The sequence below is a fragment of the Streptomyces sp. NBC_01474 genome (assembly GCF_035918215.1).
GTDB lineage: Bacteria > Actinomycetota > Actinomycetes > Streptomycetales > Streptomycetaceae > Streptomyces > Streptomyces aureus.
This window is the reverse complement of the sequence record NZ_CP109449.1, coordinates 9979163-10001658: the sequence shown is the minus strand read 5'-3', so window position 1 is coordinate 10001658 and position 22496 is coordinate 9979163. Positions and strand designations below refer to the sequence as shown.

The 22496-nt window shown below is 69.6% G+C and carries 23 protein-coding genes; 10 read left to right on the top strand and 13 right to left on the bottom strand.

Translation table 11 applies throughout. The annotated features are described in order from the left end of the window. Positions 1-17 precede the first annotated feature (17 nt). Positions 18-1697, top strand: a complete 1680-nt coding sequence (locus tag OG758_RS45855; RefSeq protein WP_326716252.1) for a glycosyltransferase family 2 protein — start codon at positions 18-20, stop codon at positions 1695-1697. A 181-nt stretch (positions 1698-1878) separates the two neighbouring features. Here the strand turns inward: OG758_RS45855 and OG758_RS45850 are convergent, their stop codons facing one another. The 6 genes from OG758_RS45850 to OG758_RS45825 form a co-directional block, all read right to left on the bottom strand. Further along, the gene (locus tag OG758_RS45850) at positions 1879-2076 is read right to left on the bottom strand and encodes a hypothetical protein (protein WP_326715350.1); all 198 of its coding nucleotides are present in this window, start codon (positions 2074-2076) and stop codon (positions 1879-1881) included. A gap of 466 nt (positions 2077-2542) precedes the next feature. Continuing rightward, positions 2543-3622 (bottom strand): NDP-sugar synthase, encoded by a 1080-nt coding sequence (locus OG758_RS45845; protein WP_326715349.1) that lies wholly within the window; start codon positions 3620-3622, stop codon positions 2543-2545. Positions 3623-3829: 207 nt separating this feature from the next. Then, positions 3830-5413 carry a glycosyltransferase family 2 protein gene (locus OG758_RS45840; RefSeq protein ID WP_326715348.1) on the bottom strand — a complete coding sequence of 528 codons (1584 nt, stop codon included), beginning with the start codon at positions 5411-5413 and terminating at the stop codon, positions 3830-3832. Positions 5414-5864: 451 nt separating this feature from the next. Further along, positions 5865-7007 (bottom strand): acyltransferase family protein, encoded by a 1143-nt coding sequence (locus tag OG758_RS45835; RefSeq protein WP_326715347.1) that lies wholly within the window; start codon positions 7005-7007, stop codon positions 5865-5867. A 63-nt stretch (positions 7008-7070) separates the two neighbouring features. Next, on the bottom strand, positions 7071-7226 hold the full coding sequence (locus OG758_RS45830) for a hypothetical protein (RefSeq protein ID WP_326715346.1): 156 nt from the start codon (positions 7224-7226) through the stop codon (positions 7071-7073). A gap of 690 nt (positions 7227-7916) precedes the next feature. Beyond that, positions 7917-8129 (bottom strand): transposase, encoded by a 213-nt coding sequence (locus OG758_RS45825; protein ID WP_326715345.1) that lies wholly within the window; start codon positions 8127-8129, stop codon positions 7917-7919. 80 nt (positions 8130-8209) lie between these two features. On the opposite strand from OG758_RS45825, the gene OG758_RS45820 reads away from it, so the two are divergent. After that, entirely contained in the window at positions 8210-8332 is a 123-nt protein-coding gene (locus tag OG758_RS45820) for a hypothetical protein (RefSeq protein WP_326715344.1), read from the top strand. Positions 8333-8490: 158 nt separating this feature from the next. On the opposite strand, the gene OG758_RS45815 is transcribed toward OG758_RS45820, so the two are convergent. From OG758_RS45815 to OG758_RS45795, 5 genes are read right to left on the bottom strand one after another with little or no spacing between them, the layout of a single operon-like run. Then, positions 8491-9225 carry a response regulator transcription factor gene (locus OG758_RS45815; RefSeq protein ID WP_326715343.1) on the bottom strand — a complete coding sequence of 245 codons (735 nt, stop codon included), beginning with the start codon at positions 9223-9225 and terminating at the stop codon, positions 8491-8493. Positions 9226-9254: 29 nt separating this feature from the next. Continuing rightward, on the bottom strand, positions 9255-11903 hold the full coding sequence (locus tag OG758_RS45810; RefSeq protein ID WP_326715342.1) for an ABC transporter permease: 2649 nt from the start codon (positions 11901-11903) through the stop codon (positions 9255-9257). Next, positions 11900-12562 carry an ABC transporter ATP-binding protein gene (locus OG758_RS45805; protein ID WP_326715341.1) on the bottom strand — a complete coding sequence of 221 codons (663 nt, stop codon included), beginning with the start codon at positions 12560-12562 and terminating at the stop codon, positions 11900-11902. Before OG758_RS45805 ends, OG758_RS45810 begins: the two co-directional genes overlap by 4 nt. Next, a complete protein-coding gene (locus OG758_RS45800; protein WP_326715340.1) occupies positions 12549-13265 on the bottom strand; it encodes an ABC transporter ATP-binding protein in 717 nt (238 codons plus the stop codon). The genes OG758_RS45805 and OG758_RS45800 overlap by 14 nt, the downstream gene beginning before the upstream one ends. A gap of 5 nt (positions 13266-13270) precedes the next feature. Further along, entirely contained in the window at positions 13271-13912 is a 642-nt protein-coding gene (locus OG758_RS45795) for a hypothetical protein (RefSeq protein WP_326715339.1), read from the bottom strand. A gap of 160 nt (positions 13913-14072) precedes the next feature. On the opposite strand from OG758_RS45795, the gene OG758_RS45790 reads away from it, so the two are divergent. From OG758_RS45790 to OG758_RS45765, 6 genes are all read left to right on the top strand, one after another. Further along, positions 14073-15404, top strand: coding sequence for a HAMP domain-containing sensor histidine kinase (locus tag OG758_RS45790; protein WP_326715338.1), 1332 nt, complete (start codon positions 14073-14075; stop codon positions 15402-15404). 169 nt (positions 15405-15573) lie between these two features. Then, positions 15574-16326 carry a response regulator transcription factor gene (locus OG758_RS45785; protein ID WP_326715337.1) on the top strand — a complete coding sequence of 251 codons (753 nt, stop codon included), beginning with the start codon at positions 15574-15576 and terminating at the stop codon, positions 16324-16326. 6 nt (positions 16327-16332) lie between these two features. Continuing rightward, the gene (locus OG758_RS45780) at positions 16333-17751 is read left to right on the top strand and encodes a sensor histidine kinase (RefSeq protein WP_326715336.1); all 1419 of its coding nucleotides are present in this window, start codon (positions 16333-16335) and stop codon (positions 17749-17751) included. A 199-nt stretch (positions 17752-17950) separates the two neighbouring features. After that, positions 17951-18391, top strand: coding sequence for a hypothetical protein (locus OG758_RS45775; protein WP_326715335.1), 441 nt, complete (start codon positions 17951-17953; stop codon positions 18389-18391). 187 nt (positions 18392-18578) lie between these two features. Beyond that, positions 18579-18929 (top strand): transposase, encoded by a 351-nt coding sequence (locus tag OG758_RS45770; RefSeq protein ID WP_326716251.1) that lies wholly within the window; start codon positions 18579-18581, stop codon positions 18927-18929. Beyond that, the gene (locus OG758_RS45765) at positions 18926-19333 is read left to right on the top strand and encodes a hypothetical protein (protein ID WP_326715334.1); all 408 of its coding nucleotides are present in this window, start codon (positions 18926-18928) and stop codon (positions 19331-19333) included. Before OG758_RS45770 ends, OG758_RS45765 begins: the two co-directional genes overlap by 4 nt. On the opposite strand, the gene OG758_RS45760 is transcribed toward OG758_RS45765, so the two are convergent. Further along, positions 19330-19755 (bottom strand): DUF3592 domain-containing protein, encoded by a 426-nt coding sequence (locus OG758_RS45760; RefSeq protein WP_326715333.1) that lies wholly within the window; start codon positions 19753-19755, stop codon positions 19330-19332. The two genes, OG758_RS45765 and OG758_RS45760, sit on opposite strands and share 4 nt — an antisense overlap. Positions 19756-20237: 482 nt before the next feature. On the opposite strand from OG758_RS45760, the gene OG758_RS45755 reads away from it, so the two are divergent. Next, on the top strand, positions 20238-20495 hold the full coding sequence (locus OG758_RS45755; RefSeq protein ID WP_326715332.1) for a hypothetical protein: 258 nt from the start codon (positions 20238-20240) through the stop codon (positions 20493-20495). Between the two features lie 362 nt (positions 20496-20857). Continuing rightward, on the top strand, positions 20858-21250 hold the full coding sequence (locus OG758_RS45750) for a hypothetical protein (protein ID WP_326715331.1): 393 nt from the start codon (positions 20858-20860) through the stop codon (positions 21248-21250). A gap of 75 nt (positions 21251-21325) precedes the next feature. On the opposite strand, the gene OG758_RS45745 is transcribed toward OG758_RS45750, so the two are convergent. Further along, positions 21326-22483: an RNA-guided endonuclease InsQ/TnpB family protein gene (locus OG758_RS45745; RefSeq protein WP_326715330.1), complete on the bottom strand. Its 1158-nt coding sequence runs from the start codon at positions 22481-22483 to the stop codon at positions 21326-21328. Positions 22484-22496 lie beyond the last annotated feature (13 nt).

The following is a 22496-nucleotide window of genomic DNA, read 5'->3' as shown; positions in this document are numbered from 1 at the left end:
TTCCCACCGGAGGATCCATGGCCAAGGCGGCCCCCGACGTCACCGTCACAGTGATCGGGTACAACGACGCCGAGCGACTGCCGCGCGCGGTGGAGTCATTGCGCCGCCAGAGCCTGCGCAACATCGAGATCATCATCAGTGACGACCATTCCACTGACAACACCCCCGAAGTGGCACGGGCATTGGCGGCTCAGGACGACCGCATCACCTACCACCGCCTGCCGGAGAACAGCGGTGGGTGCAGTGCCCCGCGCAACGCGGCGATGGAGATCGCCAGGGCGCCGTACCTGATGTTCCTCGACAGCGACGACACACTCCCCGAGCGGGCCTGCGAGACCCTGCTGGAGGCGCTGCGCGCCGACAGTGAGGTTGACTTCGCGATGGGTGCCGTCGAGCGGGTCCGCACCGACACCGGGGCCCTTTCCTACTGGCACCCGCACCTGTTCGAGCGCAAGCGCACGGTGCGTGGCATCCGGCGCGAGCCCAGCGTGCTGTTTGAGCACCTGTCGACCAACAAGATGTACCGCCGGGAGTTCATCGACCAGCACACACTGCGCTTCCCGCTCGGCATCCATTACGAGGACCAGCTGTTCTCGGCGCAGGCGTACTGCCTCGCCCGCGCCTTCACCATCGTCCCGGACCCGGTCTACCGCTGGTACATATCACCGTTCGACGCCGCTGACGCGCTGTCCATCTCGAACCAGCGCCACCGCATCGAGAATGTCCGCGACCGGGTCGATGTCGCCAAGCTCATCGACGACTTCCTGGTCGACAGCGGTCACCAGGAGATCAAAGCCGACAAGGACTTCAAGTTCCTCAGGCACGACCTGCGGATGTACACCGGCGACCTGCCGTACCGCACGCAGGACTGGATCAAGCAGTTCAGCGACGAGGTCTCCCCGTACCTCGATACCCTCGCCCCCGAGGCGTTCCAACGCCTGCCGCGAGATCAGCGGGTCGTCATCCAGCTGGTGCGCGAAGGACGGTACGAGGAGGCTCAGCTGGCGGCCCGCGGCATGGACCGGGCGGCCGGACCGCGTGACGTCACGGAGGACGCCGCAGGGCGCGTCTACTGGGGTTCGGTTATCCCCGCCGACCCGGATTCCGCCCGCGAGCTGGAGATCACCGATCTGGCGCTGCGTAGCCGGCCGTTCCGCAACGCCCTGCTGCGACACGAGATCACCCGGGTCACGCCGGCCTCCGGATCCCGCATCACCTTGGACGTGCGCACCTACGACCCGGGAAACCAGTTGCCGATGGGCCCGGTCGTGGCGACGGTCCACCTCGCGCCCGCAAGGAAACGACTCAGCACCTCCTTCCGCCTCGACCCGGTCCACCCGGGGCTCTTCGAGGGCACCGTCACCCTCGATCTCGGTGCAGTCCCGTTTCCGCTGCAAGGCTTCTCCGGGGTGCGCCATCCGGTGCTCACCATCTCCCGGCACCGCCAGCAGAACACCGGCGTGCTGCTCGCCCCGCTGAACTTTCTCCGGCTGAGCAAGAAGGTCACCCACCGCCGCGGCATGGCCGAGCACCACGTCACCATCGAGCCCGAGGGCCACGGCGGCGGCCGCCTCAAGATCACATGGGAGCGCGCGGGACTGCTGGCGAAGGCGGAACCGCACCTGCCAACGCTGCGCAAAGTCGCGGGTCCCGGCCTGCGCCAAGCGCGCGGTGTGATCCGCGGTCTGGCGAAATAAGAAGCCGGTCTCCTTCCGAGTGTGATCACCCGCAGCAGCCCCAGGCACGGTGAAGACCTGCCGCTTCGCGCCGTCGAACCCGTGTGAAGCGGTCGGCGCCGCTGGGACACAGCGGCCTCCCGTGCCCCTCGGCAACACCCCCGAGCTCCGCAATATGCGAGAGGCTGGGGCGTACGACGTCTCAGGAGCCGCTGACCCGGAGCAGGACCTCGCCACTGGGGCTGGTTGCGACCTGCCGGACCGCGAGGTCCGCGCGCCGCACTTCGTTCGGCAGGAAGTATTCGGGGTGGCCCGCGGCGACGGGGTACGAGCCGTACGCGGCGCCACCGCGAGCGCGATCTGTACAAGGACGAAGACCGCGGGCAGTGCTCGGCCCCATGACCAGTGGTCCGTGACACCGCCCGCCACGTGGACCACCGCGCCGAGGGCGCAGAAGATCACCAGCGGATCGCGCCGGTCACGCCGGATCCGCACCGCGAGTGCGGCATCACCCAGGCCCGGCCGAGCCCATTCTCGGCGGTGCGGAGGAGCACCGATATCCGCGGGCGGCCCGGCTCGTTGAACCGCTCGGCCGGCCCTCGGCGACGTCTCCGGTCCCGTCCGGGCTGTTGTCGTCCGCCACCAGTGGCCGCGGCCCCGGCAGCTCCAGCGCCATCAGCGCCCTGCCCTCTTCGTCAGGTTCTCGGCCGCGTTGTACTTCGGCATCACCACGGTGAGGGCGATGCGGTCCACAGCGTGGGGAGCGGACGAGGACGGCGCAAGGCTGCGGCCCCATCGTCGGAATCTGGTCTCGCCAACGCCCTCATCAGTGCCATCTCTCCTCTCGGTCGGTTGGACCGCTGCCATCAGGACTTCGACGAGAAGCGGATAGTGCCGTCCGGAATCGACGCGCGGCCCCTCACACGCACTCCGGCGAGCAGTTCGTTGTCCCCACCGATCTCGGCCTGGTCTCCGATCACGGCGTTCTCCAGCACGGTGCGCGAACCGACGCGCGCTCCCGCACCGACCAGGCTGGAGCGTACGTACGCACCGGCCTCGATCCGTGCGCCGTCGAGCACGATCGAACCATCGACCACCGCATCGGCGGCGATGTGCACCCCCTCGCCGACCACCGTGCCGCCCAAGAGCTTGGCACCGTCGTCGACGTGCGCTCCAGGCAGAATCAGGTACTCGCCCACCCGGCCGGGCAGCGCCGGGGAGGGGACAACTCCGCGCACCAGGTCGGCGGAGGCCTGGATCAGCGCCGCAGGCCGGCCCAGGTCGAGCCAGTACGTCTGGTCGACCACCCCGTGCAGCAGCGCCCCGGAGGCGAGCAGCCCGGGAAAGGTCTCCCGCTCCACCGAGACCGGCCGGCCGGCCGGGATGGTGGCGATGACCGAGCGACGGAAGACGTAGCACCCGGCGTTGACCTGGTCGGTGACGATCTCCTCGGGGCGATCGGGCTTCTCGGTGAAGGCCAGCACACGCCCGGCCGCGTCGGTCGGGACCAGGCCGAACGCACTGGGGTCCTCGACCCGGGTGAGGTGGAGCGAGACATCGGCGCGCGCGACGCGGTGGTGCTCCACCAGAGCAGCGATGTCGAGCCCGGTGAGGATGTCACCGTTGAAGACCAGCACCGGCTCGTCGGGGCCGCAGCTCAGCGCCGTGGCGGCGTTGCGGATCGCACCGCCGGTGCCAAGCGGTTCAGTCTCGTGCACGTACGTGATGCGAAGGCCGAAGTCCGCGCCGTCACCGAAGTACGGCTCGAAGACCTCTGCCAGATAGGAGGTGGCGAGCACCACGTGGCCGACGCCCGCGGCCCGCGCCCGGCCGAGTTGGTGTGCGAGGAAGGGCACTCCGGCGGTCGGGACCATCGGCTTCGGGGTGTGTTCCGTGACGGGGTACAGGCGCGACCCCTTCCCACCGACCAAGAGGATGGCTTCCACTGATTATCACCTGTCTTGCGAAGACTTTGGAGTGCTACGGAGGTTGACGGAAGGTGCGGTGATGCGCGCCATGACTGATCAGCGCGGAGACGGCCGCGTAAGGGGTGCTGGTGGGCCGGTGGGCCCCATGGCGCAGAGGAAGCAGGCTCTGCCGCAGCGGGAGCTTCGTCCTACGTGGCCGTGCGCCGGCGACGCGTACCGCGTGAGCTACTGGAACCGCCGGATCAGCCTGCGGGCTCGCCCGCCGGCGATGCGGCCCAGCCCACGGGCACTGTCCGCCACGCGTAGCCTGAGGGCCGATCCCGGCGTCACATGTGCCTGCACAAACAGTGGTCGTCCCAGACGTAGGACGGTCCGGCGCCATGCCTGCTCGGCCCCCGACGCGCGCACCTCGGCCTGCACGGCCTCGCCTCCGGCACACCGTACTTCGGCCGTAATGCCCCAGGCCATCAGGTCCGCCGGACCGGTCAGTTCACTGGTGCGCAGCCGTGCCTCCGCGGCCCAGCCCTCTTCGCCCGGGACCAGGGGAACCTCGGTGATGTGATCGGCACGTGTCCCGGACCGTTCCCGAAAGACGACGCGTACGGTCTGCGGGGCGAGAGGGGCAAGCCTGCCGTACAGGTCATGCACCCGCAGGGTGAGCCGGGTGTCCCGACCTGTCGTCACCTGCCCGTCGATCGCTATCGGCAGTTCGCGGGGGGCCAGTTGGTCAAGTCCTTCCAGGGGAACGGACGCCGGGCCCGGTCCGAACACAGGCGTGGCGCCGTCGGTGCTGTACGGCGGCGCCAGGCGCGGCGGCCGGGCCGCCAGCTCCACCAGGCGGCCGATCTCCGCGGGCTCGGGCAGTGCCTCCAGGACACGGCCGAGCCACTGGGAGGGCACGTGTGCGGCGGCGTAGCCGGCGGCGTCGAAGGTCCTGAGGTATCCGCCGGTCACCCTCCACCAGTTCTCCTGATACTCCCTGGTGCGCAGGGGCAGTTCTCTTGTGTACATGGCCACGTCGTAGTCGAGGAACTTGCCTTGCGCGGCGGCCACCAGATCCGGGTGTCCGGCTGTCCGCAAAACCTCCACGGCCTGCCGGTGGGCAGCCACCCGGTGCTCCCAGTTGGAGATCACCGCGCGGCGCAAAGAGATGGACAGACTCGGCGCCTGCCTGCGGACGTGCCAGACGTAGACCGGGGTGTCCACGATCGCGAGCCGCGGCTGCGCGGCGTAGAGCCGGGCGGTGAAGACGAAGTCCTCGTAGTGGAAGGCACCACTCGGAAACCTGACGTTGTGTTCGGCGAGAAAATCCCGGCGGTAGAGCTTGTTCACCGACAGGGTGTCCCACAGGAGCCCAGGCTGCTGTCCTATTCCTTCGAGTACCTGCCCCGGCAGTTCGGCGCCGGCGGACCGGTCGAAGAGCTGGGGCTGCCATCCCGTGGTCCCACCGTCGGGGAGTTCACGGCGCAGGCACTGGCCCGCCACGACATCGGCGTCATGAGCGTCCGCGGCCGCCAGCAGCGCGTCGACGGCGCCGGGCAGGAATGTGTCGTCGCTGTCGAGGAACATCACGTACTCGGAACGTGCGGTAGCCATGCCGTCGTTGCGCGGGGTTCCACAGCCTCCACTGTTGCGCTCCCTTGACAGCACCCGCACCCGGTCGTCGTCGGCGAAGACGAGCAATGCGTCCCGTGTCCCGTCGACCGACGCGTCGTCCACGACGATGACCTCGGCCACCGTCTCTCCCTGAGCGAGCGCCGAACGCACCGCGTCGGATACGTGCTCCGCGTCGTTGTAAACGATCACCACGACACTGACGTGCCCGGTGGTCGTGCCTGCTCGGCCGGAACGGTTCCGTACGGGGACCTCAGCGCCACGCGCTGTGCCGTCGCGCATCACGATGAAACCGCCGAGAAAGCTGCGAGGCTGATGTCGGTGCTGATCGCGCCACTGGCGCCGAGGGCGTGGCGCGGCTGGAAATCGAGCTTCATGCGGACCCCGGGGTCGGGTGAATGCGAGACCTCGTGGCCGGAGAGGGCGACGTCATACGCCAACGGTCCGCAGGTACTCGCCAGGACTCGCCCAGCTTTGCCTCGCGATGTAAGAGGAGGACGCGAAACAAACTAGAGCGCGGTGGGAACGCGACCGTGTGGCGTGCCGGCACCGGAACCAGCCCGCGCAACGAGCTGCTGGCGTGCTGTCCGTGGGGCGGGCCCAGTTGAATGCCGCCGGTTCCTGGCTCAGTTGCGGGCGCGAGCGGTCAGCGGCGGCGGGCCGTCTCCAGAAAGCGGCGCAGCCACCTGCCCGCCGGCTGCTCCACCCATCGGGCCACCGCGTGGGACAGCACCAGCAGGGCGATCAGCAGCGCGATCAGCAGCGGCCACCGCGGAACGTCGTGGCGGAACGCCCGGATCGCGGTGTACCCGATCTCGTCGTGGAGCACGTACAGCGGGTACGTCATGGCGCCCGCCGTGCTGAGCCAGCGCACATCGAGGCGGGCGAGCGGGCCGATGACGGAGAGCACGAGCAACGTCAGCAGCACGGTGAAGACCGCGACCGAGCCGAGCCAGGAGACGTGCCAGCCCAGGGCGTTGGACGTCCACGTGGAGCGGCGGGCCAGCTCGTGGACCTCGACCAGCCAGGAGAAGCCGAAGACTGCCCACGTCTCGACACGCGAACCGAAGCGATGGATGAGATACAGGCAGACGCCCATGATGAACGGCTGGCTGTACGACGGCTCGAAGACCGCGTCCCACAACGCGGAGCCGGAGAGCTCTGCCGGGATCGACACCAGCGTCCACACCAGGCAGAACAACAGCACCCGCCGGTACGTCGCCCCGAAGAAGAGCACCACTGCGAACAGCAGGTAGAACCGCATCTCCGACCACAGCGTCCAATACACGCCGCTGACCTCGGAAACTCCCAGAGGTCTTTCGAACATGGTCAGGTTGACCAGAACAGCCCGGTGCGACTTCGGCCTGTTGACGGTGGGGGACAGCGTAAGCACGGCCGTGGTGACCAGCACGCCCAGCCAGTACGCCGGATAAAGGCGCGAGACGCGAGAGGCAGTGAACTGGCGTATGGAACGCCCCCACCCCGACAAGCAGATCGCGAACCCGCTGACGGCGAAGAAGATCTCGACGCCGAGGTACCCGTACTGCGCAAGGTGGTGCGCTGCCGGGAACACCTTGGTGGTGGGCATCTCCCAGGCGCCCCGTGTGCTCCCGGCGCCGGAGGCGACAAAGTGGTATGCGACCACCAGCAAAGCAGCGACCAGTCGAAGACCGTCCACCGCACGCAGGCGGCGGGCGACCGGAGAGACATAGTCCGGTGGGTCGAGATAGTGGTGGAGGCGCCGGGCGATGCGGGCGGGCGGTGCGTGGCCGTAGTCCGCTGTACTCATACGCGAGCTGTGCTCTTCTCCTCGACTGCAACGTGCTCGTTACGACCGCACTCTTCGCCACGCCTACTCGAAGTAGGCTCGCACCGTCTCGACGAGGGACGCCTCAGCGTCGTCGTCCGCGTCCCCGTCCGGACCCTCATCCTCATTCCCTGGCAGTGCATCCGTCAGGTCACTCAGAGCGTCGTCGGACTCGTCACCGTCACGTGTGATGGACGTCAAGCCTGATCATCTCTCCCTTCGGGGCAGCGTCTCTGACATGCCGCTCACCCAGACGTATTACTCGGGGCCACGCGGCCGCGGCAGCCGGTCCCTGAGGGCTGCCAACGAAACCAGCGCACCGCGCGCCGGAAACGGCAAGGCGGCGGCCGTCACTACGCTGACGAACGGAGGTAAGCCGACGCCGTGGTGACAGTGAGAGCTCAGTGAGAAGCGTCGGTCCCGTTGTCGGCAACGCTGCACGACCGTGCTCACGGCCTTGCCGGCCACGGCCCCGGACAGCTGGTGGCTCGCAAGACGTATCATCGGCGGCTCGGACTGGCCGTGCCGGTCTGCGGCCCGGACGAGGTGAGACGGTGCGGGCGCGCTTCCGAAGACATACTGGGCAGGCCGGCCCGCGCCGGGGACGGGCCGCGGCTGCCGGCCGGCACACCGGGCACGAGCTGCGCACCCCTCTCACCTCACCACGGACGAACATCGCCCTGCTCCGCCGACTGGACGAACTGTCGACGCAGACCAGAGCGGAGCCCAGCTGGTTCGGTCGTCGCCTGCCGGCGTAGTACTTCTCCCCGAACTCGATGTGGCTCAGGCAGCCGAGTCGTTGCCGGACGCGCCGGCTGTTGTAGAAGCCGTCGATGTCAGTGAAGAGTGCAAGGTTCGCCTCGGCATGCGTGACGAAGACCGACTCACGCGTCAGCCGTTCGACCCGCTCGCGGCCGACGTGGACGTCCTCGCCTTCAGGGCGGCGTGCACGCGCGGTGAGCCATAGGTGCCGCCGGAGTCGGTGTGGATCCGCCGGATCTGCTCGGCCAGTTCCGTGCCCCGTCGGCGCCGTTCGCACGGCCCGGTGACCGCGTGGCGCCAGAGATAGTTGGTGGAGGAGTGGATGTGCAGTTCCCGCAGCACGGACTCAGCCCCCCGCCGCGGGTGCTCATCCCGACATCGCCATCGTGGAACTCCTGCAACGCCGGTGCCCTGACCCCAACATGGCCAGCACTCTGGCCGGCCATAAGACCTACCTGGTCGCCGCCTACACCGACACCGTGCACATCCCGGAAGACGGACAACTCATCGCGTACGGACCCACCACAGCTCACGTGTCGACCTGAGCGGCCAGCAGTGCCTGCGCTCTCACACCTCGCGGTCAGGAACCGCTGAGAGCGCACTACCGCCAGCGGCCACCTATCACCTCGCCTGCGCCGGCCTTCACGCTCCCTTCCGCACCTCGACAGGGCCGGTGAAAGGAGCCGGAAAACACGCGTGGGGATCATTCGAGTTCGAGCCGGTACCCGTGCCCACGCAAGGTGGTGATGCGCGGCATCCGGTACGGGGGTGACACCCCGTTCGGCCGCACCATCACGTCGGTCAGACGTCGGCGGAGCCCCGCCATGGTGACGTCGAGTGTCTTCGTCGAGCCGAACCAGTTCTCGTCCCACACCTCGGCCATCAGCGTCTCGCGGGACACGGCCTCGCCGGCGTTCCGGGCGAGCACGGCAAGCAGCTCGAACTCCTTGGGACGCAGCTCAATTTCCTGGTCCTGCACTGTGCACCGGCGCGCGATCACGTCGATGACGACATCGCCTGCCCGGACCGGCTCCTGGGGAGGTGAGGCGATGGTCCGGCGTCGCAGATGGGCTCGCAGCCTGGCCAGCAGCACGGTCAGGCTGAAGGGTTTGACCAGGTAGTCGTCGGCTCCGGCGTCGAGCCCCGCAATGACGTCGATGTCGTCGGTGCGTGCGGTGAGGATGAGGATCAGCAGGTCGGGAAAGCGGGCTCGCAACTGGCGGGCAACGTCGAGTCCGTCCATGTCGGGCAGACCGAGATCCAAGAGCAGCACGTCGTACCGGGACTGCGTGGCCTCGGTGAGCGCGCCCGCTCCGGTCCGGCTCCACGCCGGCGCGTAGCCGTTGCCGCGCAGACCGGATTCCAGGTGACGGCCGATGGTGTCGTCGTCTTCGACGACAAGGATCCGGAACGGGGCGGGTGCGGCGTGCGTGCGCATGAGGGGCAGCGTAGAGCGGGAGCGGGTGTTCACAGATCCCGGAGTTCCTCGACGGCGGGTCGGGCGGCCCGGCGTACACCGTTCAGGGCCGCGGCCAAGATGGCGACCGTCGCCGCGAGCGCAGTCAGCACCAGATAGCCGCCGGGCACCGACAGGGCTGCAGGTGGCGGATCAAACACCCCGGTCAGGACCTTGACCAGCATCTCCGACAGCGCCCAGCCGATGAGCGCGCCACCGGCGAGGCCGCCCACGGTCAGCAGGAGGGCCTCCGTGAGGACCATGCCGCGCAGCTGACGTGGTGCGGCGCCCAGCACGCTGGCGATGGCGAAGGTGCGCCGTCGTTCCGCGAGCCCGAGCGCGAGGACGAGTCCGCCCGCTCCGGCCGCGAGGAGTACCGCGAAGGCCAGCTCGATCCGGGTGAGTCCGGCCAGGTCGACGGAGGTGAGGCTGGTACCGACGGTGCCGCGGGTCTGGGTCAGGTCGGTGACGGTGGCGCTGGTGCCAATCCGGGTACGCAGTTGTGCGGCGATCTGCTTCTGGTGGGTGCCGCCGGTGTCGAGGAGAAACGCGCCAACCGCGTCGCTGCCGGTCGCCTTGGCCACGTAGGCGGCGTTGGTGACGAAGAAGCTGTCCTTCGGCGCGGTCGGGAATTCCTTGACGATGCCGGCGTAGTGGAACGGCACCGTGCGCAGTGCCTTGGTACGGGCGTCCTGGACGCGGAGGTTGACGGTGTCGCCGGGAGAGAGCTGGAAGTCCTTGACGGTTTCCGCGCTGACGAGCAGATTGTCGGGACGTTGGGCGAGCCGCTGCATGAGCTGACTGGCGGTGCCGCCGGCGAAGTAGGCGTCCTGGAGCGAGGTGGCCCGTGCGATGGTGTCGGGGCGGACACCGTAGAGGTCCTGCAGATCGGAGCCGACGTAGGCGAAGCGGTGCTGGACGGGCTCGACGTGGGATACGCCGGGGACCCGCAGCGTGCTTCCCGCGCCCGGGGGAACGTGGGCGCCAGGGGGTTCGGTGACGGTGACGTCAGCTCCATTGGTCAGCCGGGCGTCGACCTCGGCCTGCTGGCGGTAGGTGGAGTTGAAGACGGCGGTGGAGATGGCGAAGGACACCGCGAGCGCGAGCAGGACCACGGAGCGGGCCAGCGGGCGCCGTCGGCGGGACATCACGGCCGCCGTGGTCCCCGCGAGGGTCGCCGTGAACGGGCGGGCGAGGCGGGCCAGCGCCGGGCGGCCGTGCGCCAGGGCCAGCAGAGTCACACGCCACACCAGCAGCGCGGCGCCGATCCACAGCAGGGCCGGGCCGAGGAAGGCCCAGTACGACACGGAGAGGGTGGGTACACCCTCGGGCGCGAGCACAAGGGCGTACTGGTTGCCGGAGGACGCCCGGAAGACCAGCCAGGAGCCGATCAGCAGCGCGAAGTCGACGCCGTAGCGCATCCACCAGGGCGAGCGGCTGCGCAGCACGCCGGCCTCCTTGCGCGTGTCGGCGACGGTGACCGAGCGCAGGTCGCGCAGGGCGGGGACGAGGACCGCGCCGGCGGCCACGGCCGCGCCGAGGACGAAGGCGAGGACATACCAGAGGGCCCAGGCCCCGGTACTCGCGCCGAAGGACACGGCGCCGAAGGCGAGCCGTCCGGTCAGTGCGGCAATTGCGAGACCGGCGAGCCCGCCCCCGACGGCGACTATGGCTGCCTCCAGCCCGGCGAGGCCGGTGATCTGACGAGGGCTCAGGCCGCGCAGCCGCAGCAGGCCCTGTTCCTGGCGGCGGCGCTGTCCGCCGGCCGAGGCGACGGCGGCGGTCAGGGCAGCGGCCAGGAGGGCGCCGGGAACACCGAGGAAAAGGAAGAGGATCTGGGCGTAGAGGGCGTCCTGGCGGGCGGAGTCGAGGGCGGCGCCGAGGTTGTTGCCGACCAGGGCGGCGCCCGCCGACTTGGCCTCCAGGTTGTGGGCCGCGCCTGTTGCGCTGGTGAAGGCGGCGGCCGGGTCGGAGGGCAGGTTGGCGTCGCGGGCGACGTGGATCTGGGTGATGACGTTCGGGGCACCGTGGGTGAGGGAGTCGAAGCGGGCGGCCGGCAGCAGGACGACGTTGTCGGGAGGCGCGGTCGGCTGTGACTGGGCAGGGGCGCCGACCTTCTGGAACAGGGAGTCCGCCTGGGGCAGGTCGACCACGCCGTCCACCCGCACCTGGCGCACCCCGACACCCGGTAGTTGGATGCCGACGGTGTCACCGGGAGCCGCATGCAGGTTGGACGCGGTCTGCTGGGCCAGCAGGACGCCGGTGGAGGCCCCGGACAGAGGACGGATCTCGTCGGGGAACTGGGCGCGGTAACCGGCGGGCAGGCCCAACACCATGCCGGGGCCGGTGGTCTGCGTGCTGCCTTGCACGCGCGCGGTGAAGCCGGTGGTGCGATCGAATCCGACCGGGAGGGCGGCCCCGGTGCCGGGCGCCTTGCGCACAAGAGACAGGACAGCGTTCGGGTCGGCGCCGGGCTGCACCTCGACCTGCCAGGCGACGGCGACCGAGCGCACGGCGCGCTGCGTCATCGTCGCCTTGGAGGCGGTGAGGAAAGATCCGAGCGCGGCGACGAGAGCTACGGCGAGAGCAATCCCAGCCACGGCGGCCACGAGCCGTCCGGTGCGGTGACGGGCCAGGCCACCCGTCCACGAGGTGATCATGACGCCTCCTCCGGTGCGAGCAGCCGCCCATCGCGCATGGACCTCCGGATGGTGAGCCGGGCGGCGATGGCCGGATCATGGGTGGTGACGACGAGAGCCGCTCCCGTGCGGTCGGCGGCCGTCAGCAGGGCGTCCAGGACGCGAGCGCCGGTGGCGTGGTCCAGGCGGCCGGTGGGCTCGTCGGCGAGGATCAGGCACGGTGCCTGCGCCAGGACACGGGCCACCGCGACGCGCTGGGCCTGACCGCCAGAGATCTCCTCGGGCAGCCGGTCGGCCAGGTCGGCCGCGTCGACCAGGCCGAGAGCCTCGCTGACCGGTAGGCGGGTCTCCGCCGGCGTGCGGCCGGCGAGCACCAGCGGCAGAGCGGTGTTCTCGGCGACGTCGAGCGCGGGGATGAGGCTGTCGGCCTGGAAGACCAGACCGATGGCGGACGGCCCGTCGAGGCCAGGTCGGCTGACGGTCCCGCTGGTGGGGCGCTCGAGCCCGGCCATCAGGTGCAGCAGCGACGACTTTCCCGACCCGGAGGGGCCGACAATGGCCAGCCGGTCCCCCGGCCGGACAGTCAAGTTGGCGCCGTGGACCGCGACCACGGCCAGCGCGCCCCGACCGAAGGTCAGCGCGGCATCCTGGCAGGCGACGAGCACTTCACCGGAAGGCATGGCTGGACTCCTTCCCGCCCCGCTCCTGGGCCCGACCATCGTCCAGCGCGACCACCCGGTCGGCGATACGGACGGCCTCCGCGCTATGCGTCACGATGAGCACCGCACTGCCGTCCGCGGCAAGGTCCCGCAGCATGCGCAACACCAACTGCTCGGATTCTCCGTCGAGTTCACCGGTCGGTTCGTCGGCCAACAAGACGGCGGGAGAGTTGGCGAGCGCCACGGCGAGCCCGGCGCGCGCCAGCTCGCCGCCGGACAGCTGTCGCGGCAGCGCGCGCCCTCGCTGCCCGATCCCCACCTGCTCCAAGAGGGCCTCGGCGGTCAGGGCGGGACGGCCACGCACGGCACGCTGGGCAAGGAGGATGTTGTCGCGCACGCTCAGGTGCGGCAGCAGGTTGCGGGTCTGCAAAAGGACGCCGACGTGCCGGGCGCGCAGCCGGGCCCGCTCGGTCTCCGGCCGGTGGCTGATCCGCACCCCGTCCACCCGGACCTCACCGCCGGACGGCTCGTCCAGCCCGGCCAGGCACGCCAGCAACGTGGACTTGCCCGCCCCGGAAGGCCCGACGACAGCCACCGTCTCGCCCCGCCCCACGCGCAACGACACACCGCGCAGGGCCAGGGTCTCCTCCTCACCCGCCCGGTAGAAGCGGTACAGCTCACGGGCGGTGAGGACGTCCTCGTCGTGCGACGGCACGGCCGGCATCACGCTCACCTCCACATGAAGGAGTCGCTGACGATGCGCCACGGGTCGACGTTGTCGGCGCCCGCCGGGCCGGACAGCGTCAGATCCACCTCATGGCCCTGGCGGTAGAACGCATAGCGCTCGAAGGCGTCGCGCACCACCTTTCCGGTGACTGGGTCTTTGGCGGAGTCGCCCTGGTAGGTGAGCCGGACGACGCGACCGCTGTGCCGCTGCACCTCCGAGACCTTCGGGTGGGCGAACTTCGGCACCTGGGACCTGAGCTGCGGTACAACCGTGCTGGTGACCGAACCGGTCGTGGGCGCGGCCGGGGTACTGGTCGTGGTGACGCGGACGGTGTTCAGTTTGTCCGTGAACACGGTCGCAGGCCCCTTCTCAGTACGCGCCCAGCCCTCAGGCACCTTCACCGTGAAACTGCTGAACCCGCTGGCCGGGCGGAACAGCACGTACACCTGGTTATCGGGAATGTCGCCGGGCGGATTGGACTCCGTGGGCGCCGGGTTCGGCTGCGCACCACCACCACTGCCGGACGTGACGGAGGACCCTGTCGAGGCCGAGCCGGCGCGCGAACCGCCGCCGGAACATCCGCCGACGGTCACCGCCGCGACCAGCGCCAGACCGGCTGCTGCCGCCGCGCGTGCATGTGCCATGGCCACTGCCCTCCTCGGAGGCCTGAAACCGACTGGGGGCCGGTCATGACACCGACGCTAGGAGGCGGCCGGTTAACGCCCCGCACGCCGACGGTTAGACGACGGCAAAAACGCGTGGCGTATCCGGCCCACACGGGCCGGGTGCACGCAGGATGACGGCATGAGACAGCGCGTGGTGCGAGTCGCCCTCACCGCCGCCCTGGTCGCCGTGGTCCTCCTCGCCGTGCCCCTGGCCCTGGCCATCAGGTCCTCCCTGTACGCCGACCAGCGCGACACCCTGGAACGGGCGGCACTGTCCGGTGCCATCCGGGTCAACCCCGACTACATGACCGGCGACCCGGTAGAGCTGCCGGCACCCCCGGCCGGCGGACGCCTCGGCCTGTATGACCCGCAGTTGCGGCTCCGGGCGGGCAGCGGCCCCCTGACCGGTGATGTGGCTGTCCGGAGGGCGCTCGGGGCCGAGGTGGTGCGCGGCCGCTCCGGCGGTGACCTGGTAGTCACCGTGCCGGTCTCCCACGCCGAGCAGGTGATCGGGGTCGTGCGTGCCTCCTCGCCCTCCGCCGCCGTACGTGACCGTGTCCTCGCCATGTGGGCGGTCCTGGCGGGCGCGTGCGTCCTCGCGCTGACCGTGGCGGTCCTGATCGCGCGCCGCCAGGCACGACGTCTGGCTGCCCCGCTGGAGGACCTCTCCCGCCACAGCCGGGCGGTCACCGCCGGCGACCTCGGAGCCCGGGCCGCCCCCAGCAGCATCGCTGAGATCGACCAGGTCGCTCACGCCCACAATGAGATGCTGCAGAGCCTGACGGAACTCCTTCGCCACGAGCGCGACTTCACTGCCAACGCCTCCCACCAGTTGCGCACCCCGCTGACCGGACTGCAGCTCACCCTGGAGGCGGGCCTGGAGCAGTCGGACGAGGGCCGCCTGCGGGGCGTCCTGGAGGCGGCTCTGGCCACCACACGCCGCCTGCACACCACCGTCGAGGAGGTGCTGCGGCTGTCCCGCTCCCATGGTCTGCCCCGCTCCGCCGTCCCGGACACGCCCGTACCGCGGGTCCTGCACGAGGCCGAGGAACGCTGGCACGGGCCGCTCGCCCGCGACGGTCGACGCCTGGAGTGCGATTTCCGTGACGCGCCGGGCGACGTCCATGTCCCCGGCACCCCCGTCGCCGAGATCCTCGGCATCCTGCTGGACAACGCGAGCGTCCACGGGCGCGGCACTGTCCGCCTCGGGGTGCGCGATCTCGACAACGCGCTCGCCTTCGACGTCAGTGACGAAGGCACCGTGCACGACGAGGCGGCCAGGCTGTTCGACCGCGGTCACAGCGGCAGCGGCACAGGAACGGGAATCGGCCTCGCACTCGCCCGCGACCTGGCCGTCTCCCTCGGCGGGAGGCTCTCCCTGTCCAGCAGCCACCCGGCCACCTTCACCCTCCTCGTCCCGGCCCGTCAGGCTGAGACCACGCACAACGGGGGCACGGAGGGCGACGGCTGAAGCTCCGCGGAAATTCGACTGCGTCCGGGCCTTTGCAGCATGTGCGGGGCTGCCGAGGTCCACCGCAGTTCCGCTCTGCGGCCGGTGGGCACATCCTCAGCTTGATTCTCCAGGCCAGGGCGGTGTCCTACGACATGTGATGCGCCCGTGATGCTCCTACGGTGGAGGCATGCGGGTGCTGGTGGTGGAGGACGAAATCCGCACGGCCGAGCTGCTGCGGCGCGGTCTGACGGAGGAGGGCTACGCCGTCGACGTGGCCGTGGACGGTCCGGAGGCAGTCTGGCAAGCCGCCGAGGTGCCCTACGACCTGATCGTCCTGGACGTGATGCTGCCGGGCTTCGACGGTTTCGAGGTCTGCCGGCGGCTGCGTGCCGACGACTGCTGGGCCCCTGTTCTCGTCCTCACCGCGCTGGGCTCGGTCGGCGAGCGGGTGCAGGGCCTGGACGCCGGCGCCGACGACTACCTCGCGAAACCGTTCAGCTTCGCCGAGCTGTTCGCCCGGCTACGAGCGCTGATCCGCCGCGGCGCCCACCCCAGACCGGCGCTCATCACTGTGGGTGATCTACGGATGGACCCAGCGAGCCGACGGGTGTGGCGCGACGAGGCCGAACTCCAGCTGTCGCCCAAGGAGTTCGCGCTCCTGGAGCTGTTCCTTCGGCACCCCGGCGATGTGCTGACCCGGACCAGGATCCTGGAACACGTGTGGGACTTCCCCTGCGACGGGGTGTCCAACGTCGTCGACCAGTACGTGGCCTATCTGCGGCGCAAGGTCGACGGCCCCAACGAGCCCTCCCACCTGGAAACGGTCCGCGGCGCGGGCTACCGGCTGCGCGCCCCCGACGGGGCGACGCCCCCGCCACGCCCAGCGCAGCCACCCGTCAGGCCCACGTCACCGGGCCCCGGGTCCGAGCCGGGAGGCTGAACCGGGATGCCCCTGCGGTGGCGCCTGGCCCTGATCTTCGCCCTCGGCACGGCCCTGGTGATCGCGGCCGCGGGGCTCGTCTTCCTGCAACGGCTGACGGCCGGACTCGACGACTCCCTGGGGGCGATCCTGCGGGCACAGGCCGACGCGGAGGTGGTCCGGCTTGCCGTCACTGGCCCGCTCCCTCCTTTGCGACCCCCGTCCGCGCGGGACCCGGACGGGGGTCTCGGCACCGGCGCCGGAGCCGAGAGGGTGGCCCAGGTGCTCGCGCCCGACGGCCGACTGCTCGCCTTCACCGACGGCGCCGGCAGAAGCCCCTTGGCCGACGCGGCGCAGACCCGGGCGGCAACCCGCAAGGACATCGAGTTCACCGCCTCGGTGCAGGACCAGCACTACCGGATGCTCGCCGTACCGGCCACGAACGACGACAACAAGGTCGTCGTCGTGGTGGGCGCCAGCACCCGGGTCGCAGACGCCGCGACCGCGCACACGCGCGACGCCCTGCTGCTCGGCGGCCCGCCCGCCGTCCTCGCCGCCGGTCTCGGCGCGTACTGGCTGGCGGGGTCAGCGCTGCGCCCGGTGGACCGCATGCGCAGACGGCTTGCGGAGATCACCGAGCAGGACACCGGAGCACGGCTCGAGGCACCCGCCACGCACGACGAGATCGCCACGCTCGCGGCCACCATGAACGACGTACTCGACCGGCTCGCAGAAGCCCTGGCCCAGCAGCGCGGATTCGCCGCCGACGCGGGCCACGAACTGCGCACCCCGCTGACGGCCCTCAAAGCCGAGCTGGAACTGGCCGGGCAGCCCGGACGCACCAAGGAGGAACTCATCGCCGCGGTCGCCGCCACCGCCCAGGACACCGACCGGCTGATCCGGCTGTCCGAGGATCTGCTGCTGCTGAGCAGGACCGACCAGGGGCGGCCCCTCGTGCGGCCGGAGCCGCTGGCACCCGCCGAACTGCTCGCCGCCGCCGCGCGGTCAGCCGCGTCGCGCGCGGCAACCCGGAGTGTGCGGGTGCGCCTGCGGACCGACGACGGCGTACGGCTGCTGGCCGATCCGGACCGGCTGCGGCAGGCCGTCGACAACCTGCTCGACAACGCGCTGCGCTACGCCCCCCAAGGCAGCGACGTCGACGTCAGCCTCACGGTCCATGGCTCGCAGGCGGACGCACACGCCGTGATCGAGGTCCGCGACCACGGCCCCGGCTTCCCGCCCGCCTTCCTGCCACACGCCTTCGAACGGTTTCGCCGAGCCGACGCCGCTCGGAGCCGGCCCGGGGGCGGCGCGGGACTGGGCCTGGCCATCGTGCGTTCTATCGCGCAGGCGCACGGCGGCACCGCCGCCGCCGACAACGCACCGGGCGGCGGCGCCCGCGTACGCATGGAGCTCCCCCTCGCACCAGGCTCTGACGAGCCCTGACGGGTACGCACGACCGAGCGATCCCAACCCGCAGGCCGCACAACCTCAGAGCCCGCAACAGGCTGGAAGCCCCCAGAACCGGGCGCACCGGCCGCACATGTCAGTGCTCACATCGGGCGTACACGGTCGCCTCACCAACGGTTTCGCACCATGGGGGCATCGGCACATCAGCAGCGCACCCAGTGCGAGGTGAGCATTCATGAACACGACACTCACAAAGAAGACCGGGAAAGGTCCGCGGATACGCACAGCGGCCATCGGAGCGGTGTGCGCGGCCATGCTCGCAGGCGGGGCCGGGGTCGCGATCGCCGGCCCGGCTACCGCACCCGCCGTACACGCGGCAACGGTCGCAGCAGCAACACCGTCCGCGTCCATCACCGCTCACGCCAACCACACCTCGGTCAAGACCGGCTCGAGCGTCGCCATCACCGGCAAGGTGACCCACATCAAGACCGGCAGCAAACTCACCGTCCGCCACCTCAACAGCAGCGGCAAGTGGACCGCCCTGCACGCGAGCACCACGGTCAAGAAGGGCGGAGTCTACGGCGTGCACGTCAAGCTCAGCTCCAAGGGCGCCCAGCAACTGCGCGTCGCACACCACAACACCCTGTCGCCCATCGTCCACGTGACAGTCACCTGACGCCAACGAGTGAGGAACGCACGCCCAAGCCGTCGCGACCTCGACCTCTATGGTTCAGGTCGCGAGGCCTTGCAACTGACGGGCATTTAGGTTTCTCGCTGACGTGCGGCGTGGCATGTCGAGGGCGCTGAACTCTGAGCCATCGCCACGACGCGGTGAACGGGGCTGCTGCACGATCGGGTGACGTCTGAACTGGCTCGCCCTGGCGGGCAGGTGGGAAGTATGTCGCTGTGCCCATCCCTATCCGGAAGAGTTCCGCGAGGATGTAGTGCAGGTCGCGAGGAACCGCGGTCCCGGCGTGAGACTTGAGCAGGTGGCCGCCGACTTCGGTGTCCATGTGATGACGCTGTCGAAGTGGATGCGCCGCGCGGACATCGACGACGGAGTGAAACCCGGGGCGACCACGCAGGAGAACGCGGAACTGCGGGACGTGCGTCGGCGGATCCGGCTGCTGGAGCAGGAGAACGAGGTCCTGCGCCGGACTGCCGCCTACCTCTCCCAGGCGCATCTGCCGGGAAAAGGATCTACCCGCTCGTGAAGGAGCTGGCCGCAGGCGGGATTCCCGTCACGGTCACGTGCCGGGTTCTCCAGCTCGCGAGACAGCCCTACCACCGCTGGCTCAGCCAGCCAGTGACTGACGCCGTGCTTGAGGAGGCCTCTCGCACGAACGTGTTGTCCGACGCCCACCGTGACGACTCAGAGTTCGGCTACCGCTTCCTGGCCGATGAAGCCCGCAGCGCGGAGGCCGGCATGGCTGACCGGACCGCCGGGCGGATCTGCCGGGACAACCGGTGGTGGAGCGTGTTCGGGAAGAAACCCGGTAGATCCAAGAAGGCCGGCCCGTCGGTGCGCGACGACCTGATCCGCCGTGATGTCACCGCCGACGCCACCGACAACGCGGGCTTGCTGCCGCCGGAGCAAATGGCAGTCGGCCCGGGCTAGAGAGTGAGGAGTCGGACGAGCAGCACTACCAGAGTCCCCACGGTGAGCACCGACCCCACCACGGTGAAGAGCTTGTCGACGGTGGTTGAGTCCCAGCCTTGAATGGCAAACCGGCGCGGGTCTTCGGGGTCGTATTGGACGGTGACAGTGGTCCCCACGCCCAAGCGCTTTCCGAGGGACCCGCGGCCGAACCTGGATGAGTACTCACACGCTCGGCCGTCCTGGGTCGTCCACGCTGCGACCGGGTGAACGAATTTGGCGCCTTCGTCGCTTCGTGTGACGTCGTGGCGGACGATGCGGCCCTGTGCCTCGACGCCCGTGCGCCGGATAGCACTGGCGCGGCGGAGGCCGTACACGCCGAAGCAGAGGTTGGCCACGCCAATCGTCAGCGGGATGAGCGAGAAGAGCCATTCGCGTTCCATGTGGAGTGCGACGCGTGCGGTGGGGTGTCGGTTGCGTATGGGCTGGGTTGGTTACCGCCGTTGAATCTGTGAAACGCGCAGGCAGAGGGCCGAGGCACCGATGGATGCTGCCGGGGGCCGAAGGATCAGAAGAGCGCGCTGACCGTACTGGACGCCCATGAGCTGGCCTCGCGGCTCGGACTGTGCGAGACGCAGTGGCTCGATGCGAAGGTGGCCCCGTACAACATCACCCGCGCCCGGCGCCTTAACCCTCAACCCTCAACCCTCAACCCTCAACGGCTAGCCGAGCGCATCGCCGGACATGAGACTGTCGAGGCCGGACCCGCCCTCACCATCCAGGAGGCGTCCAGCATGGTCGACCTCGCGCAGATCTACTGTGCCGGCCGCAGCGGCCAAAGTGGCACCTGGTCGTTCAACGTGGAGAGCGGAGGCAGCGCAGGCTGGGCCCCCTCGCCGACGGCGAGTAACAACTGCACTTCGCGTTGGGGTTCGGCTACGACCCTGCCGACACCCAGCCCGACGTGCTGCACCCAGCGCTGGAAGCGGCCGCAGTCATCCCGCCGGAAGACTCCATCGACGACATGCTCGGCGCGGACGAGGAAGTGCCAAAGAGTGAACAGCACCGCCGGGTGCTGAAGGTCGTCGGTGAGTATTTCGGGCTGTCACTGCCACATCAGACGATCGCGAGCGAGCGCCTTCCTGCCGCGGTCACCCGCAGGCATCCTCCGGCCTCCTGGTAGGTGAGCGGCCTCGGTCTCCGTGAAGCCGCCCCTCACCCCGACGTCGAAACCGTCATTGCGGGCACTGACATCCATGAGGTCTCCGGGACCATCCCCCAGGCGCTGGGCGACACTTGCAGTCGCTCAGGGCGAATCGGCATGATGGGATCACCACCGCAGGCGCAGGGAGCACCGGCGCTGGCAGCGCGGCCTGCCGCCGACCACGGCGGGACCATCCCCGCGGGCGCGGAGAGCACGGCCTTCGCGGTGGCCCGCTCCTGCCGAACGGACGTGCGAGCCTGCTGTCGATATAGCCTCAGCGGATACCCGTTTCGCAGCGGGTCTGCGGCCCGCGAACAGTGCGTAACTGAGATGGGAAGTCGATGGCTCTCAAGGAAGGCCAGCGGGTGGAGCTGGCAGCCGACACCAGGCTGACCGATTCGGTTGAGGTGTCGGGGCTCGTCATCGGGTTCCTGTCCCTGGCGGCGGGCACCAGCGGGACCATCGAGCGGGTGACCGACCACCAGGACGAGAGCGAGGACGTGCGCGAGTACGAGCGGCTCAAGTCGCTGCTCGACGCCTTCGGACTCGACATGCCCACGGAGAGCCGGAGGCAGCTCGAAGAGAAGGTGGCCTCTCTGGAACCCGCGTGGACCGCCTTCCAGGAACGGGCGCCTCACGTGAGCGTACGGGTCCGCTTCGACAACGGGTTCATCCTCGACGGGGCCGACGAGGCCGTCTTCGTCCCTGCGTCAACCACCCAGGAGTCAACTTGACCCGGCCCTAAAGGAACCGGGCTTGGAGGTAGTTCCCAACTGGCTGCTGGGTTGGCTCCTCCGTCCAGACACCCGCTATGGGGTGGCAGGGACGCGTGACTCACGCCCCGCAGTCCACACAGCAGCGCCACGTGCGGCGATGTTGTGGGAAGCATTCCGGTCGGCGTGGGCAACGACCCCGCACCCCCGGCAGATGAAAAGCCCCTGGTCCACACGGTTGCGCTTGTCGATGTGCCGGCACTGCGAGCACATCTGCGACGTGTACGCGGGATCGACGAAGACCAGGGGCACGCCTGCCCGCTTGGCCTTGTAGACGATGAAGTCTCCGAGCTGGGAAAACGCCCAGGAGTGGAATGTGACCCGTTGGGGCTTGCGAAGCCGTACCCGCCGGCGGATGCCCCTGAGTTCTTCCAGGGCTATGCCGTGTGCGGTGCGTTCAGCCTCGGTCACGATCGTCTTCGCGATGATGTGGTTGGTGTTCTTGACGTGCCGCTGCTCGCGGCGGGAGCGTTCTTTCAACCGACGCTTGGCAGACTTGGTGCGCTTCTTCTGGAGCTTGGCGCGCAGGGCAAGCTGACGTTTGCGGTACCGGCCCAGTCCGCGCCCGGCGGCCTGGTAACCGGTGGACGTAGTAGCGATGTTGACGATGCCAAGGTCCACGCCGATGAAGCCGTCCGGCTCGTACGCCTCAGCCTCGGGCACATCACAGGTGGCGATCAGGTAGAACACGCCGTCGCGCTCGACCAGGTCGGACTCGCCCTTGCGATACTGCTGGAGCACCTTGAACGCGTCGGCCAAGCACACGAACGAGACGTTCTTGATGCGCCCGGCCATCGTCCAGATGGACACCGTCTGCTGGTCGTACTGCCAGCTCAAACACCGGTCGTCATACGGCTGCGCGGCCTCGGGGCGGAACGCGATCGGCTTGGACTCCGCCCTGACCCGGCGCCTCGACTTCGGCTTGCCGAGATTTCCGGCGCGCAGGTTGGCGTGCAGCGTGGTGTACGCGTCACGCACCTTCTTGATCACATGCTGCGCGGCCTGCGCCCCGAGCCCCTGCGCCTTGAGGCGCGGATACGTGTGCTTACGCAACTCATACTCACGCGGCACGCCGCGAGCGAACGCCACCTGGGACACCCAGCACGCCAGATCATTGACCGTGCGCAGCGTGGAGCGCAGCGCGGCAGCCTGTTCGGCCTCCGGCATCAGCTTCACCTGCACCACGATCTTCATACCGGAACCCTAT

Excerpts from the sequence above, each read along its gene's own strand:
- OG758_RS45855 (WP_326716252.1), top strand. The coding sequence starts at position 18 with ATGGCCAAGGCGGCCCCCGACGTCACCGTCACAGTGATCGGGTACAAC.
- OG758_RS45850 (WP_326715350.1), bottom strand. The coding sequence starts at position 2,076 with ATGGGGCCGAGCACTGCCCGCGGTCTTCGTCCTTGTACAGATCGCGCT.
- OG758_RS45835 (WP_326715347.1), bottom strand. The coding sequence starts at position 7,007 with ATGAGTACAGCGGACTACGGCCACGCACCGCCCGCCCGCATCGCCCGG.
- OG758_RS45820 (WP_326715344.1), top strand. The coding sequence starts at position 8,210 with ATGGCCAGCACTCTGGCCGGCCATAAGACCTACCTGGTCGCCGCCTAC.
- OG758_RS45815 (WP_326715343.1), bottom strand. The coding sequence starts at position 9,225 with ATGCGCACGCACGCCGCACCCGCCCCGTTCCGGATCCTTGTCGTCGAA.
- OG758_RS45810 (WP_326715342.1), bottom strand. The coding sequence starts at position 11,903 with ATGATCACCTCGTGGACGGGTGGCCTGGCCCGTCACCGCACCGGACGG.
- OG758_RS45805 (WP_326715341.1), bottom strand. The coding sequence starts at position 12,562 with ATGCCTTCCGGTGAAGTGCTCGTCGCCTGCCAGGATGCCGCGCTGACC.
- OG758_RS45800 (WP_326715340.1), bottom strand. The coding sequence starts at position 13,265 with ATGCCGGCCGTGCCGTCGCACGACGAGGACGTCCTCACCGCCCGTGAG.
- OG758_RS45795 (WP_326715339.1), bottom strand. The coding sequence starts at position 13,912 with ATGGCACATGCACGCGCGGCGGCAGCAGCCGGTCTGGCGCTGGTCGCG.
- OG758_RS45790 (WP_326715338.1), top strand. The coding sequence starts at position 14,073 with ATGAGACAGCGCGTGGTGCGAGTCGCCCTCACCGCCGCCCTGGTCGCC.
- OG758_RS45785 (WP_326715337.1), top strand. The coding sequence starts at position 15,574 with ATGCGGGTGCTGGTGGTGGAGGACGAAATCCGCACGGCCGAGCTGCTG.
- OG758_RS45780 (WP_326715336.1), top strand. The coding sequence starts at position 16,333 with ATGCCCCTGCGGTGGCGCCTGGCCCTGATCTTCGCCCTCGGCACGGCC.
- OG758_RS45775 (WP_326715335.1), top strand. The coding sequence starts at position 17,951 with ATGAACACGACACTCACAAAGAAGACCGGGAAAGGTCCGCGGATACGC.
- OG758_RS45760 (WP_326715333.1), bottom strand. The coding sequence starts at position 19,755 with ATGGAACGCGAATGGCTCTTCTCGCTCATCCCGCTGACGATTGGCGTG.
- OG758_RS45750 (WP_326715331.1), top strand. The coding sequence starts at position 20,858 with ATGGCTCTCAAGGAAGGCCAGCGGGTGGAGCTGGCAGCCGACACCAGG.
- OG758_RS45745 (WP_326715330.1), bottom strand. The coding sequence starts at position 22,483 with ATGAAGATCGTGGTGCAGGTGAAGCTGATGCCGGAGGCCGAACAGGCT.